Annotated in this window: 14 protein-coding genes; 9 read left to right on the top strand and 5 right to left on the bottom strand. The window is 40.0% G+C overall.

What is annotated here, in order from left to right; all coding sequences use genetic code 11:
- Positions 1-137 precede the first annotated feature (137 nt).
- Complete coding sequence (locus tag AC570H_RS08960; protein WP_497353847.1) at positions 138-2,117, bottom strand: sensor histidine kinase; 1,980 nt, start codon at positions 2,115-2,117, stop codon at positions 138-140.
- A 264-nt stretch (positions 2,118-2,381) separates the two neighbouring features.
- On the opposite strand from AC570H_RS08960, the gene AC570H_RS08965 reads away from it, so the two are divergent.
- The 4 genes from AC570H_RS08965 (at position 2,382) to AC570H_RS08980 (ending at position 7,093) form a co-directional block, all read left to right on the top strand.
- The gene (locus AC570H_RS08965) at positions 2,382-4,289 is read left to right on the top strand and encodes an AMP-dependent synthetase/ligase (RefSeq protein ID WP_497353849.1); all 1,908 of its coding nucleotides are present in this window, start codon (positions 2,382-2,384) and stop codon (positions 4,287-4,289) included.
- A 213-nt stretch (positions 4,290-4,502) separates the two neighbouring features.
- On the top strand, positions 4,503-6,224 hold the full coding sequence (gene lysS, locus AC570H_RS08970) for a lysine--tRNA ligase (RefSeq protein WP_497353851.1): 1,722 nt from the start codon (positions 4,503-4,505) through the stop codon (positions 6,222-6,224).
- A gap of 125 nt (positions 6,225-6,349) precedes the next feature.
- Entirely contained in the window at positions 6,350-6,778 is a 429-nt protein-coding gene (locus AC570H_RS08975; RefSeq protein WP_497353853.1) for a DUF2846 domain-containing protein, read from the top strand.
- Between the two features lie 102 nt (positions 6,779-6,880).
- Positions 6,881-7,093, top strand: coding sequence for a hypothetical protein (locus AC570H_RS08980; protein WP_497353855.1), 213 nt, complete (start codon positions 6,881-6,883; stop codon positions 7,091-7,093).
- Positions 7,094-7,170: 77 nt separating this feature from the next.
- Here AC570H_RS08980 and AC570H_RS08985 read toward each other — a convergent pair whose 3' ends face one another.
- Positions 7,171-7,710, bottom strand: a complete 540-nt coding sequence (locus AC570H_RS08985) for a DUF2892 domain-containing protein (protein WP_497353857.1) — start codon at positions 7,708-7,710, stop codon at positions 7,171-7,173.
- 128 nt (positions 7,711-7,838) lie between these two features.
- On the opposite strand from AC570H_RS08985, the gene AC570H_RS08990 reads away from it, so the two are divergent.
- From AC570H_RS08990 to AC570H_RS09000, 3 genes are all read left to right on the top strand, one after another.
- On the top strand, positions 7,839-8,378 hold the full coding sequence (locus AC570H_RS08990) for a thioredoxin family protein (protein ID WP_497353859.1): 540 nt from the start codon (positions 7,839-7,841) through the stop codon (positions 8,376-8,378).
- Positions 8,379-8,382: 4 nt separating this feature from the next.
- Entirely contained in the window at positions 8,383-9,060 is a 678-nt protein-coding gene (ung, locus tag AC570H_RS08995) for a uracil-DNA glycosylase (RefSeq protein WP_497353861.1), read from the top strand.
- A 114-nt stretch (positions 9,061-9,174) separates the two neighbouring features.
- Complete coding sequence (locus AC570H_RS09000; RefSeq protein WP_497353863.1) at positions 9,175-9,579, top strand: GxxExxY protein; 405 nt, start codon at positions 9,175-9,177, stop codon at positions 9,577-9,579.
- A 43-nt stretch (positions 9,580-9,622) separates the two neighbouring features.
- On the opposite strand, the gene AC570H_RS09005 is transcribed toward AC570H_RS09000, so the two are convergent.
- Positions 9,623-10,093: an Lrp/AsnC family transcriptional regulator gene (locus AC570H_RS09005; RefSeq protein ID WP_330106281.1), complete on the bottom strand. Its 471-nt coding sequence runs from the start codon at positions 10,091-10,093 to the stop codon at positions 9,623-9,625.
- 138 nt (positions 10,094-10,231) lie between these two features.
- Between AC570H_RS09005 and AC570H_RS09010 the strand changes: the two genes are divergently transcribed.
- Together AC570H_RS09010 and AC570H_RS09015 are read left to right on the top strand one after the other, a co-directional pair.
- Positions 10,232-10,882 (top strand): metal-dependent transcriptional regulator, encoded by a 651-nt coding sequence (locus AC570H_RS09010; protein ID WP_497353866.1) that lies wholly within the window; start codon positions 10,232-10,234, stop codon positions 10,880-10,882.
- A gap of 1 nt (position 10,883) precedes the next feature.
- Positions 10,884-12,743 (top strand): Nramp family divalent metal transporter, encoded by a 1,860-nt coding sequence (locus tag AC570H_RS09015; protein ID WP_497353867.1) that lies wholly within the window; start codon positions 10,884-10,886, stop codon positions 12,741-12,743.
- A gap of 98 nt (positions 12,744-12,841) precedes the next feature.
- Here the strand turns inward: AC570H_RS09015 and AC570H_RS09020 are convergent, their stop codons facing one another.
- Positions 12,842-13,300, bottom strand: coding sequence for a thioredoxin family protein (locus AC570H_RS09020; protein WP_497353869.1), 459 nt, complete (start codon positions 13,298-13,300; stop codon positions 12,842-12,844).
- Complete coding sequence (locus AC570H_RS09025; RefSeq protein ID WP_497353871.1) at positions 13,300-15,585, bottom strand: TonB-dependent receptor; 2,286 nt, start codon at positions 15,583-15,585, stop codon at positions 13,300-13,302. The genes AC570H_RS09020 and AC570H_RS09025 overlap by 1 nt, the downstream gene beginning before the upstream one ends.
- Between the last annotated feature and the right edge of the window lie 91 nt (positions 15,586-15,676).

The following is a 15,676-nucleotide window of genomic DNA, read 5'->3' on the forward strand; positions in this document are numbered from 1 at the left end:
CCAAATGCCATTTGGAGCAAATCAGACTTAAATAATCGAAAAATCACGGAAAACCATGAGTTCAAAATTACTTGAAACCACTGTTTTAGAAATATTAATACCGGCAATTAGGACACCCTGATTATAAAATAAAGTACTTATTTTGACAGCTTCAGCTCAATATTAATTACAGTACCCTTTTGATCATGCCCTGGCACAATTTCCATAGTTCCTTTTAAATAATCTACCCTGTTCCTAATATTGGTGAGCCCCATTCCCAAACGAACCGAGTTCAGCTCAAAACCTATTCCATCGTCTTCGACCGTAATCAAAAAAGAACCTTCATCTTGGCTGCACTGCACCAACATTTTTGTGGCTTTTGCATGCCTGTGGGCATTAGCCAATAGTTCTTGTACAATGCGGTAAATACTCATCTGCTCTTGGATCAGCAATTTGTTATTCATGCCATAAGCCTGAAAAACAACAACAAGCTTATTTGAAATAATGGATTCGCACAATTCCCTTAATGAAATTTCCAGTCCAAACCTAAGCAGGGTTTCGGGCATCATGTTGTAGGCAATGCGACGAAGCTCTATGGCAGATTTATCCAATTGCTCGATAATCCCATACAGGTCTGTTTTCTCCTTATCCTCTTTTTTGTTATTTGTGGCGAACACCGACAGGTTGATTTTTACACCGGCAAGCATTCCTCCCAACCCATCGTGCAAGTCTTGGGCTACTCTTTTGCGTTCTTCTTCCTGTCCCTGCAACATGGCCTGTGTTACCTTAATCCGCTCTCTCTGCTCCAATTCCTTAATTTCCTGTTTATGGTTCAACTCCTCTTGGGTCGACAGTTTTTTGCTCTTTCTATACAGCAACCAGCCAAATACAGCTACAATTAGCAGGAACAAGCTTGTAAGCAGGCCAATTAGGCGATTGTTTTTTGCCTTCAGCTTATTCTTTTCATTTGATGAATTGAGTTCAATGATCTTTTTTTGGTTTTCTGCACTCCGAAACTTTACCTCTAACTTGCTTATTTCTTCCTTCAGTTGGGTTTGGTTGGCACTATCTCTTAAAAAAGTATATTTCTGTAACCACTTATAGGCTTCAGGTATGTTTTTAAGTTTATCGTATGTTTGATATGCATCATAGTAACCTGAAATTTTATCATTTATAAAAGTCGTTTGGTCACGTTCATTATTTTTTACTATTTTTAGAATAATGCCCTTAGCTGCCTCATGCTTCTCTTGTAAGGTAAATACCTTATACTCTTGTTGCAAAATGGCGATTTTTTGCCGATCCAACTTCAGCTTTTCTGCTACAGCCATTCCTTCACCTAAAATCTGAAGCGCCTTTTCGTATTGTTTTTGCCCTATCAAATATTCGCTTTCAGTTTCGCAGTAATCCACAAAAAAGCTAGTCGTTTTATCACTTTCAAGTAATGCTTTACTCTTATCAAGCAATAACTTGGCTTCCGCATTTTTTTTACGTGTGATGCTATTTTTAGCTGCATTAATATAGGTAGCTAATCTGTGCCAACTTTTTACAGGAAGGCTTTCGTAAATTTTTATGCTTTTTTGCCAGTAAAGCGCAGCTTTCTCATGTTGCTTAAGGTTATCTAAAACTATCGCAATGTTAACATAGGCCAAGCCTAAAGATCCCTTGTGTCCAGATAGCTCGGTATAGGGTACTACCTTATTGATCATAATGTCAAGCGTCTGCTCATCATCGTTTTCAAACTGTACCATTAAGGCATAGTTGCGCCAAAGACCTGCCCTAACTAGATAGCCGCCTTTGTTTTTTACCTGGGCCAACAGCGAATCTGCCTGTAAAAAATACCTTTTGGCTTTTTTGTTATCTATATTCATGTAAAGCCATCCGGTGCCATAAATGTAACGTGCCCTCAAGTAAGGAGAGTTATTGCTGAGCTTTTTACCTTCCTGCAGATGAAATTTCGCCTTTAAGGTATCTCCTTCCAACATCCAATATTTGGATAAATCGAAGTTTATTTCGGCTTTAAGGCTATCGGAAACCTTGCTTTTTAGAATAGCATTTAAACTATCTACATATTGTTGTTTTTTAAGCGGAACTAATTGGGCCTTGCAAAAAGTGCAAAAAAGCAACAGGCAAAAAAACATCGGCCATCTCATCATCTAAAAATCTCTAATCAAAAAATAAATATAAATCCATTCAAGATATGAAATTTATGGAGCTGTAGTCAATACAAGTGAGAAACAAGTAAAATTTCAATAGAATCAAATCGCACAAGGTTTCGGGAATCCTGTTTAAATAGCCCATTTGTCTATCCAAAACACTACTAAAAACCTAAGCCCCTATTTAAACGTTGATATATTAAACCAAAAGCATTATTATTGCGAGTTCAACACAAACCAAACAATAAAATGGTCTCATTTAACGAATTTTCTACAGTCCCAACCTTATTACGAAACGTAGTAGAAAATATTCATAAGCCCGAAGAAACTTTTTTAATCCACAAGAAAAATACCAGCTGGGAAGAAATATCTTTTGCCACCACTCTAGCCAATGCCGACGCGGTTTCAGCCTTCTTTTTAGAAAAAGGCATTGCCAAAGGCGATAGATTGGGCCTTATGATAGAAAATTCGCCTGAATATGTTTACTACGATCAAGGCATCCAGCAGCTAGGCGCCATTAATGTTTCCATCTATCCTACCTTATCAGAGCATGAGGTAGCTTATATCATTAACGATTCGGGCATCAAATCCTTATTGATTGGCAATCCGTTTTTAATGCGGAAAGTATTAAAAGTGGCCGGCAACTGTCAGGAACTGCAGTACGTTATCCCAACATTTAAAGATTACGAAAAAATAGCTGTACCAGCAGACATCAAAGCCGAAATTATCAGTTTTGATACAGTATTGGCCAAAACGGTAAGCAATGAAGAACGAGCAGCAATCGATGCGCACAGGGCTGCCGTACTTCCAAGTGATGTTTCTTCCTTGATTTATACATCAGGTACTACCGGAACCCCTAAAGGTGTGATGCTTACCCATAGCAATTTTGTAGAAAATGTAAATGTTTGTCTACAACAGATCCCTGTAATTGATGAAACCGAAACCTTTTTATCGTTCTTGCCCCTTTCCCACGTATTCGAACGCACTGCTACTTATCATGTATGTTGCGCGCAGGGCTGTAAAATTGCCTTCGCTCAAAGCTTAGAGCTTTTGGCCAAAAACATGGGCGAAGTAAGACCAACGGTAATGTCTTGCGTACCGAGGCTATTGGAACGCATTCACGACAAAGCCATTAAATCGGGTACTGCCAGTGGCGGCTTAAAAGCCAAAATATTTACCTGGGCACTTGAAATCGGCAAAAAATATCGCCATGCTAAAGAAGCAGGCAAAAGTGCCGGATTGGTTTTAGGCACGCAAAAAGCAATCGCCGAAAAATTGGTATTCAGCAAAATAAAAGAAAAAACCGGCGGACGCTTAAAGTTCATGATTTCTGGTGGGGCTGCTTTGCCTAAAAACGTGGGCGAATTTTTTGGAGACTTAGGCATTAAAATCTTGGAAGGCTTTGGCTTAACCGAAACTTCGCCGGTAATGTCGGTTACCGAATATCACCGTCAGGTTTATGGCACGGTTGGCCGCGTTATTCCGGGTATAGAAATAGGCATTCAGGATGTGGAAAGCAAACAGATCATCAATATCCAAACACACGATACTTTTAACGAGGAATTTGAATGTGCGGAGGGCGAGATCATCGTACGTGGGCATTGCGTAATGAAGGGCTACTTCAACAAGCCTGCAGAAACTGCCGAAGCCATCGACAAGGATAAATGGTTCCATACAGGCGATATTGGCCGTTTTTACAAGGGAAATCTCCAAATTACCGATCGTTTAAAGAACATGATCGTTAATGCCTATGGCAAAAACGTGTATCCAACGCCAGTTGAAAACATTTATTTAAAGAGTCCTAAGATAGACCAGCTTTTCTTGGTAGGCGATAAACGCGAATACATTACCGCCATCATCATCCCTAACAAGGAAACGCTTCAAGAAATTTTCAATTTAAAAGAATCTTTCTTTCAGGAGCCAGGCGATTTTATCGAAAACCAAGAGATCATCGATTGGGTGGAAAAAGACATCAAAAAGATTTCGAACGAGCTGGCCAAATTCGAAAGGATCAAGAATTTCAAGATCAAACGCAATCCTTTTAGCATAGACGAGGGCGAGATTACTCCAACCATGAAAGTAAAACGCCGCGTAGTCGAGAAAAAATATGCAGAAGCGATCAATGACATGTACGCCGAAGGTGTAGAGGTAGATTAGTTGATTGGTGTTATTAGTTCATCTTTAGCACGAATCCCCTTCGAATCGTCACCTTGGACTTGATCTAGAATCTATTCTCGAAAGAGATCCCCTGATTGGTGTCCGGGATGATGCATTTCTTTTAAGTGATGAGCTAAAACTATCGACCATCAACTATGGACTTTATTACGATAAACGCTAGTAAATCATTACTTTTGCAAAAATATACGATAAATGAGTACAGGATTATCAGAACAGGAAATATTACGTCGCGAATCTCTAAAGCAATTACGCGCATTAGGGATTGAGCCTTACCCTGCAGAAGCATATACAATTAATGCCAATGCTGCAGATATTTTAGCTAACTACGAAAAAGACAAGACCGCTTATAAGACCATCAGCATCGCTGGAAGAATTATGGGCCGCAATATTATGGGTGCTGCTTCTTTTGCAGAATTACAAGACGCAACAGGCCGTATCCAGATTTATTTAAAGCGCGACGAACTTTGCCCAACTGAAGATAAGACCCTTTACAATACCGTATTTAAAAAGCTGTTGGATATTGGCGATTTTATTGGCGTTGAAGGCTATGTTTTCACCACCCAAACTGGCGAAATCTCTATCCACGTGGTAAAGCTGACTGTGCTTGCCAAATCATTGCGCCCTTTGCCAATTGTAAAACGTGATGACGAAGGCAATGTTTACGATGGTTTTACCAATCCGGAACTGCGCTACAGAATGCGTTACGTAGATTTAACGGTTAACCCAGATTACAAGCAGATTTTCATCAATCGCTCCAAAGTAATCAACACTATGCGCAACTATTTCGATAGCCAAGGCTGGATGGAAGTAGAAACCCCTATCCTACAGGCTGTACATGGCGGTGCCGCGGCACGTCCGTTTGAAACGCACCATAATACCTTGGATATGCCATTGTTTCTTCGCATTGCGAATGAACTTTACCTTAAAAGGCTAATCGTAGCCGGTTTTGATGGGGTTTACGAATTCGGAAAGATGTTCAGGAATGAAGGTATGGACCGTACCCACAACCCTGAATTTACGGCAATGGAAATCTATGTGGCCTATAAAGATTATATCTGGATGATGGCCATGGTTGAAGAATGCTTGGAAAAAATAGCTACAGCCATCCATGGAACTCCAGTAGTGAAAGTAGGCGAGCATGAAATCAACTTTGCTGGCCCATACGAGAAACTGACCATGTACGAGTCGATCCAAAAATATACGGGCATTGATGTTTCGGCTATGAGCGAAGACGAAATCAGGGCTACCTGCACAAGCCTCAATATCGAAGTTGACAATTCAATGGGCCGTGGCAAACTAATCGATGAGCTTTTCAGCGAGAAAGTAGAAGCTAACCTCATCCAACCTACTTATATTACCGATTACCCATTGGAGATGACTCCTTTGGCCAAAAAACACCGCAGCAAAGACGGTTTGGTAGAACGTTTCGAACTTTTTGTAAACGGTAAAGAAATTGCCAATGCCTATTCGGAGCTGAATGACCCTATCGATCAAAAAGAACGTTTTGAAGAGCAATTAAAACTGGCAGCCAGGGGCGACGACGAAGCCATGGCCATGGACGATGATTTTGTTCGTGCTTTGGAATATGGCATGCCTCCTACTTCAGGTTTAGGTATCGGTATTGACCGCTTGGTGATGCTGATGACCAACCAATCTACCATTCAAGAAGTATTGTTCTTCCCGCAGATGCGTCCGGAGAAAAAAGCAAAGGTAACTACCGATCAAGATTTTGTTGATGCAGGCGTAGCGGCTGATTGGGTACAGGTGATCCGTAAAATGGGCTTCAATACGGTTGAAGAACTGAAAGCCGGCAACCCTAACAAAGTATTTAATGATTTAGGCGGGATGCGCAAAAAACTGAAGCTGGAATTGGCAATGCCGAGCAAAGCCGAAGTTGAGGCCTGGTTTGCTTAATTTCAGGGCGATTTTAGCGTAGATTACTGTTTTCAGGGAATAACAAATAGCTATTCACGGCTATTTTATTTTTATTTTTTTACAGACAATTTTGTGAAAACAAATCATGTATTAAAATAAAATCTATGAAAAACCTATTGCTTCTAATCACCATGACCGGCTTCATGGCAATTAACGGATTAAATAATCATGCCTTTGAAAAGCCAACTGAAGATGCCAAAATCTATTTTATTAGAGCCACTGGTTTTACATCATCTGGCTCTGCATTTAAAACCTTCATTGACGATAAATTTGCATGCCGATTAAATAACAATAAATACAGTATCCATTCGGTTGCGCCAGGCAAACATACATTTTCAGTTCAGTTTGGAGGTACAAAGCCAAAAGCAAAGGCCGAAAAATTTGAATTGGATATTAAAGGCGGTAAAACTTATTATATACAGGTGGTACTTGATGCCGGTCTGATTATTAATAATGTTTATTGTGAAGAAATCACAGAAACATCGGCCAAGAAGAAAATGGCTGATATGAAGCAAGATACGAAGTGCGATTAATGTTTTGCACTTAACAAAAGCATAATAATAACTTAAAGGCTTACTGCATGAATTGTAGCAAGCCTTTTTTAATTTTAGCTTGAAATTTAAACAATCCGTAAAATGAACAGTTCAAGCTTAGAAATTACAGAAAACGAATATTGCATTAAGCTGAGTAAGGATACTTTCGATTTATCGTTGATCCGTCAGCTGATCAAGCGCATACAAGCAGAAGAGTTATTCTTTAGTCGTAAAAACGATAGCCTAGATGACGATATCATCAGCAGAAATGCTGTAGAATACGATGAAAACTTCGATCGTCTTAGTGATAAGTAGTATTTGTCATTCCGACCTCAGGAGGAATCTATCTTAACATAGATCCTTCGCTATGCTCTGGATGACAAACCATAAGACTACCTACTATACCTGATCTGTTGTTTATCCATCATCACCATTTGGTCTTTCATCTGTTTGATCTGATCGGCCAATAGTTTATTCTTATCTGCCTTTTTAGCATCTGCTAAATACATTTGGGCTTCTCTCTTATTTCTTTTGGCCATTGCAATACCCGCCAAACTTAACTTGGCCAAGGCCACGTTATGGTCCATATGCAAGCCAAGGCTCAATGCAGTTTTGAAATATTTCTCAGATTTCATTGGTGCTTTTCTCGATTCGATCAAACCGATCAGCAAATTATAGTATCCGTGTTGTACACGGTTCAATTGTTTCTCGAAATTGGTGATCCTGCCTAAAAATTGTTCTGCTTTAGGCATGTTGTCTTTGCGTAGGTACCATTGGGCAATCAGCATGTTTTCGTTGTAGAAATAAGTAACAAACAAAAAGATGCTCAACACTACCAAAAGGATACCCCAACCCCAAAAACCAAAAATCATCAATGCAACTGCAGCACCAACAAAAGCAAAACCTATAATGAGACGTATTAAATTCGACATAGTTTTATAATATTTTCGCAAATATCGTGTTTAAATACCAATATTTAGATTTTAAATTCATAATTTCATCAAAAAATCCGATAGAAAAATCATCGTTATTGAGCACCCCTAAAAACAATTGTATTACAATGAAAAATATACTAACTGCTCTTATACTTTTATTCGCAATGAACGCAGGCGCACAAGAATTGAACAAAAAAATCGAAGACCCTAACAGGCACAAACAAGTCATGCTTAATCAATGTACAAGAGAAGGCATCACGAGTTTTCCAGAATTTAAGGAAAGCTATGATGCAAACTATAAGGCTTATGTAGCCGATTCGACCCAATTTGAGCAACTTACCAAGCTTTTAAAAAACAAAAAAGTAACCATTGTACTAGGTACATGGTGTGGCGATAGCAAATATCAAGTGCCTAATTTTTTAAAGGTAATGGACAAGCTTAAAATCGATGAAGATAAAATCACTTTTATAGCTGTTGACGGCACCAAACATGCTGAAAACGGAATCATCGACAACCTAAAAATCGAGCGTGTACCTACTTTTATCTTTACCGATAAAAAAGGAACTGAAATTGGCCGTATTACCGAGCATCCGAAAGAATCATTGGAGAAAGACATGGTTAGTATCTTGTCAGCTCCTGCAGCGGCTAAAGCAAAAACCAAATAAATCTATGGCTACAGCTTTAGAGCCAAGCTGGCTACATGTATTAGAAGGCGAATTTGAAAAGCCTTACATGAAGAACCTTAAATCCTTTTTGCTAGAAGAAAAGCAGAAAGGATTTACTGTTTATCCAAAAAACGCCGATATCTTTAATGCCTTTAACCATACGCCTTTCGACAAGGTAAAAGTAGTGATCTTAGGTCAAGACCCCTACCATGGGCAAGAGCAGGCTCACGGACTATCTTTTTCTGTACAAAAGGGCATTGTAGTTCCCCCATCGCTAAAAAACATGTACAAGGAACTTGCTGAAGAGTTCCCAGATTTCAAGATTCCCAATCATGGCGATTTAACGGCATGGGCAGATCAAGGCGTACTTTTGCTAAATGCTACGTTAACCGTTCGGGCACATGAGGCAGGTTCGCACCAAAACAAAGGTTGGGAAACTTTTACAGATCACGTGATTTCCATGCTTTCTGAAAAACGAAGCGGACTGGTATTCTTGCTTTGGGGCAGGTATGCGCAACAAAAGGAAAGCCTGATTGATACCAAAAAACACTTCGTACTTAAAGCCGCCCACCCATCGCCATTTTCAGCCTACAATGGGTTTTTCGGGTCTAATCATTTCTCAAAAGCCAATGAAATCCTGAAAAAAGAAGGATTGGAACCAATTGATTGGCAAATTATCTAATTTTAACACCACCTTAGACACCTAAGCACATCTAAGTTTTTTATTAGTTAAGCAAAATAGTTTAAATCCTTATATTAGAGTATCTCTCTATTGATCATTTAAACTTTATTTAACATGATTGATAAAAACTTCCTAGACGATTTAGAATATAGGGTAACAGGGGCATGTATTGAGGTTCATAGAGCCTTAGGTCCAGGGTTATTGGAAAAGACATATCACAAATGCCTAATTAGAGAACTGCAATTAAGAGACATTTCTTTTGTTTCTGAGCAAGTCATTACAATTGCCTACAAAGGCGTACTATTAGATACAGAATTAAAAGCCGATTTGTTTATTGAGAATTGCCTTATCTTAGAGCTTAAATCAATTGAAACCATTTTACCAATACATGAAGCTCAAATATTGACTTACATGAAAATACTACAAGCCCCAAAGGGCTTGCTTGTTAACTTCAATTGCATCAATATAGTTAAGAATGGCAAAAAACCTTTCATCAACGAATATTATCCCCCCTTCTAACTTAGCCTACCTGAGGTGTCTTAGGTGGTGAGCATGCAATAAGTTAATACTCTAAAGGCACAATTGGCTCTTTCTTGGTAGTAGACATGATCATCATGGTTTGGAAGGTTTTTACCACAGAAATCTTACTGATTTTATCCATGATCAACCTCTCATAAGCCTTAATGTCATTTACATAAACCTTAAGCAAGAAATCTGCCTGGCCCGTAACGTGGTGGCACTCTGTAATTTCGTTGATCTGGTTTACTTCATCCAGAAAAATTTGGATGGTATTGTTTTTATGGAAATCCAACTGCACCTGGATAAAAGTTTTGATGCCTAGGCCCAATTTCTCCTCGTCAACCAAAGCATGGTAACTTTTAATATAACCCGACATTTCCAATTTACGTACCCGCTCCAAGGTTGGAGCTGGCGATAGGCCGATTTCTTGCGACAATAGCAAATTGGTCATTCTGCCGTTCTCTTGGAGCAGTTTAAGTATTTTAAAATCGGTTTTATCTAGTTCTGTAGCCATATTTGTTTCATTTGTTACCCAAAGGTAGAATACTAACGTCGATTAGCCAAATTTTATTCTATAAAGCTTCAATAAAATTACTTTTTATTTTATCGTTAATTTTTTAGATTTGTCTAAAATAATTATTAGGCTAACAAAATGCAATCCTATACCGAAGAGAACTACCTGAAAATCATTTATCACCTTTCAGAAATCAGCAATCCTGTACAAACCAATGCCATTGCCGAGCGTATTCAAACCAAAGCGGCCTCGGTTACCGACATGCTGAAGAAGCTTTCGGATAAAGAACTGGTCGACTATGTAAAATACCAAGGTGTTACCCTAACCGAAAAAGGAAGGTTAACAGCCATTAATATTGTAAGGAAACATAGGCTCTGGGAAGTATTTTTGGTAGAAAAGCTCTCTTTTAAATGGGATGAGGTGCATGAAGTGGCCGAAGAGCTCGAACACATCAACTCGGCCTTGCTGATTGAGCGTTTGGATTCTTTTTTAGATTTTCCAAAAGTCGACCCACATGGAGATCCTATTCCTGATCAAAACGGGAATTTTGCAGATTTGGCTTTTATTAAACTGAACAAACTAAAAACCGGAGAAAGAGGAACAATTACTGGCGTGAGCGAACACTCCTCTCCTTTCTTAAAACATTTAGAAAAACTAGGCCTGACCTTGGGCAAAAAAATAGAAATTACAGAAATCACAGATTTCGATGGTTCGGTTGAGCTATTGGTTAACGGCAGCAAATTGAGCATTAGCAGAGAAGTGGCCAAACACATTTTAATCAGCAAATAGCATGGACCAGAAGCAATCGTTAAGCGAAGTACACCAGAGCGTAGTCACCAATAAACGCACAGGCTGGAAAAGGATTTTGGCCTTTATAGGTCCCGCATACCTGGTAAGCGTGGGTTACATGGATCCGGGCAACTGGGCAACAGACATCGCCGGTGGCAGTAAATTCGGTTATCAGCTGATCTGGGTATTGCTCATGTCGAACTTGATCGCCTTGCTTTTGCAATCGTTAAGCTCTCGCTTGGGTATTGTAAGGGGGCTCGACCTGGCCCAGGCTTCGAGAAATGCCTACCCAAAATGGGTGAACTTTCCATTGTTTGTTTTGGCCCAAACCGCCATTATAGCCTGCGATCTGGCCGAAATTATTGGAATGGCCATTGGATTAAACCTCTTGTTTGGCCTGCCGTTAATTTGGGGCATTTCTATTACCATATTCGATACCGTACTGCTACTTTTTCTATTGAACAAAGGCATGCGTAAAATGGAAGCCTTTATCGTTTCTATGGTATTTATAGTTGGCCTTTCTTTTTTGGTAGAGATGTTTATCGTAGAGCCTTCCATTAAAGAGATCGCTAAAGGCTTTGAGCCTTCGTTGCTTTCGGGCGAAGCACTTTATATTGCCATCGGTATTATTGGAGCTACAGTAATGCCTCACAATTTGTATCTCCACTCCTCGCTAGTCCAAACCCGCAAGTTTGAACGAGATCATAAAGGCATTAAGGAAGCCATCAAATTCAACTTTATAGATACAGCTGTAGCGCTTAACCTGGCTTTTTTTGTCAACGCGGCCATCTTGATCCTAGCCGCTGCCGCTTTTTTTAAGAACGGTTTTCATGAAGTGGCCGAAATACAAGATGCCCATCGTTTATTGAGCAATATTTTTGGCTCGGTTGCTCCTGCCTTGTTTGCCATCGCCCTAATTGCTGCAGGGCAAAGCTCTACCGTTACTGGAACTTTGGCTGGCCAGATTATCATGGAAGGTCACTTGAACTTAAGGATCCAGCCATGGCTACGCCGATTGATTACCCGTTTATTAGCTATTATCCCTGCTTTTTGTACCATCTTATTTTTTGGAGACGATGCCTTGGGCGGTTTATTGATCTTGAGCCAGGTCGTACTGAGTTTACAGTTGGGCTTCGCCATTATCCCGCTCATCCACCTCACTTCCGACAAAAAAGAAATGAAGGATTTTGCCATTAAACCATGGGTTAAGGTATTGGCCTGGACAAGTGCCATTGTTATTGTTAGTCTCAATATCAAATTGGTTATTGAAGAAATCAGTGGCTGGCGAACAGCTTCGGGCAGTTGGTATATCGATGTAATTGTAATTCCTGTTGCTGTATTAACAGCCTTATTATTGATTTATATCTTTATCTATCCGCTCATCAACAAAAGGCAACGCGTGGGTAACGTGCCACATGGCGATGCCTTGGCTATTAGCAATATCGAAAAGATAAACTACCAGAGAATTGGAATTACAGTAGATTTCTCTGCAAATGACAGGAATACCATTAGACATGCGTTGATCCAGGGAGGCAAAAATGCACACTATTACCTCATTCATGTTGTAGAAACGGCCGTAGCCCGTTACCATGGCCAAACCGCAATGGACCATGAAACACAATCAGACACTGAAAATCTCGAAAAATACAGACTGAACCTGATGGAATTGGGCTATGAATCGAGTAGCCATATTGGTTTTGGAGGCACTGCAAAAGCCATTGCCAACATCAGCAAGGAAAACAACATCGAACTTTTGGTGATGGGTGCGCACGGACATAAAGGCCTTAAAGACTTGATCTTTGGCACAACAGTAGATTCAGTAAGGCACAAAGTGGATATTCCTGTATTGATTGTACGTTAAAGAATAAAATAAGCCAAGATTTTTTGGAGTTCAGCAGTATTCATAAAACCTTCCTGCTAATCGCTTAATCCGTGGTCTGTGTCCCACTGACCATAGATTTAAGGCTTAAAATAAGCCAAGATCTTTTGGAGCGCAGCAACATTGATAAAGCCTTCCTGCTGATAATTGATTTGATCTTGCGTATCGAGAATAGTCAAAAAAGGAAAGGGCAGCCGCTTTCTATCAGACATTAAACTGAGCGCCAATTCATGAAAACCTTTACTTGCCTTAAATTCAAAGGTTCGTCCACCATAACGAATTGGCAATTTTTCTTCTGCATTTAAAGCTATCCAATAATAGTTCTGCCCGAGCTGTTGCTGTATCTCGGGTGCGCTGAACACTTTCCTTTCCATGGCTTTGCAGTAGCTGCACCAATCCGTATAAACAAATACGACTACTTTCCGCTTTTCTATTTGTTGCAGACTATCTAATTGCCAAAAGCCAAAGGCATGTGATTGAGCAAAGGCAGGCCCAGCGCAAAAAAGAACCGCTATAAAGAAAATCAGCTTTTTCATCATTAATTGATGGTTAAACGCACACCTAAAAATCCTCGGATGCCTTGGTTCGGTGCATATACGTAATTAGGGTCAAAAGTTAGCGCATAAGGATTATCAGCAGTTGCCAATACTTGCCCATTTGCACCAAACTGCACGTTTTTATCAAAAGGATCGTTGGAACGCGCTATGATAAATGGCGTTCCCTTGTTTGGCGTAAAGTTCAACAGGTTTTTTACGCCACCATAAATTTCTATCCGTTTAAAGCCATCATAAGTCAACTGGATGTTCTGGATGCTCCAAGTTGGCGAAAACGGTCTGCGGGGATCTAAACTGCTCAACAAAGGCAGGCGCATCGGTCCGTAAACATTCCCAGTATAATCAATGGCCAAATGCATTTTATTGATTTTGTAGGAAACTGCCCAAGTACCAGAAAACTTCTCCGTTAGTATTTGCTGCTTTTTAATACCATCCTCGGTCAGACCAACATCTTGGTAGGTCATTCCAATATTCGCTTTTAAGCCATTGGCCAAAGCCATGTCTATATTTCCTGTAAAGCCTCTACTCACGGCATGGCCATTCAGGTTGTTATAAATGATCTGATTAGGATTGGTATCAAAATCGCCAACAATACGGTTATTGAAATAAGTATAAAAGGCTGAAAAATCCAGACCAAAAAAAGAACCGTTTTCCAAGTAGACCTTGGTTAAATAATTTAGATTTACGTTATAGGTCCGCTCTGGCTTTAGCTGATCGTTCACCACTACTTCTCTGGCACCAGTCAAGGCGGCATGGTCTTCGGTAAAGAGGTTCACCACCCTAAATCCAGTTCCGGCATTCAACCTGATGATATTCTTCTCGTCAAGGCTCCATTTATAGGCCAATCTTGGTGTTAAAATATGGCCATGTATCGAATTGTAATCATACCTTAGGCCAGCCAGCAGCGAATGCGCCTTGCTCAGCTTCATTTCATCCTGCACAAACAAGCCCGGCAAAAATGTATTTTCCGGCTGGTTCTGCTGCTTGTTTAAATCTGCCGAAGCGGTGGCTGGCGTATTGTCGTCATAATAAGTATAGCGGAGGGCCGAGCCGAAAAGCAGATCGTGGATTCCCATTTTTTTGTCCCAGGTAAGCTGGGTAAAAGCTATTTTTTGCTGCGCGATATAAGACACATCGCCATACCTGCTGTTCTGGTCGTGACTGGTTAAAGAAAAAGCCAAGAAGAATTTTTCTTTGATCGGCAGCTGATAATTGCCTAGCAATTCAAATCTTTTGGTATAAATACTCTCCCCATACACTTCGTTTCCACCGCGATAAGATTTGTTCCAATTCATTTCTCCTCCCCAACGGTCCTCATACAAAAACCGGCCAGCCAATGAAAACAGCCTGTTCTCTTTACGGTCTATATTCCATTTTTGGAACAATGAAATGCGATTTTGCAAGGTCACATCCGTAAATCCATCGTGGTTATGATCTATCTTGTTTTGGTAGTTGAAATAATTAACCCCGGTAAGCACGGCTACTTTTGGCGAAACATTGACTTTAAACCCAAGATCTGCACTGTATTCTCCATATCCTGTTGCCATGGCGTCGGCCGAGAACAATGGTGCATTTTGTACCTTTTTGGTAATGATATTGATCAGCCCACCAACCGCTTCACTCCCATACAGCGATGAAGCTGGGCCTTTAACTACCTCAATCCGCTCTACCAAAGAATTTGGAATACCCGACAAACCATAAACTGTTGATAAACTGCTTACGATTGGCATGCCATCTATCAGCACCATGGTATATGGCCCTTCCAAGCCATTAATATGGATATCGCCGGTATTGCAGATATTGCAATTGAGCTGGGGCCTCACCCCATTTACGTTTTGTAGCGCATCGAATATGCTCGGTGTTGGATTTTTTCTAAAAAACTTGGCTGTATAAATCTCTACAGGCACCGGGCTTTCTAAACGCTTGATTTCTTTTTGGGTACCTGTAACCACTACTTCATTTAGTCTTTCATCTATGGTTTCTAAGCTGATAGGCAAAAGCAAACTATCTTTTTGCAATTGGATAGGCATGGTTAAAGTTCTGTAGCCCATGGCATTAATTTTCAAGCTGTAGTTTCCAGGTCTGAGCTTAGCCAGCGTAAAATTCCCCAAACTATCAGTAACAGCCCCGATATTGAGTCCCACCAATTGTACACTGGCTTTGTGTACAGGTGTTGCGCCGGCCAGCACTTGGCCACTTAGCTTAACTTGTTGCGCTTGTACCTCAGTAGATAAGAAAATTAATAAAATAGGGAGGATAAATCTTTTCATCTTAAAATATTAGTCTTGCAAAAATATAAATTTAGATTAATCTAAAAAATAAATTAAGAATATAGCTTTAAATATTTTGATAAATCTCGAT

Source organism: Pedobacter sp. B4419 (assembly GCF_059693725.1).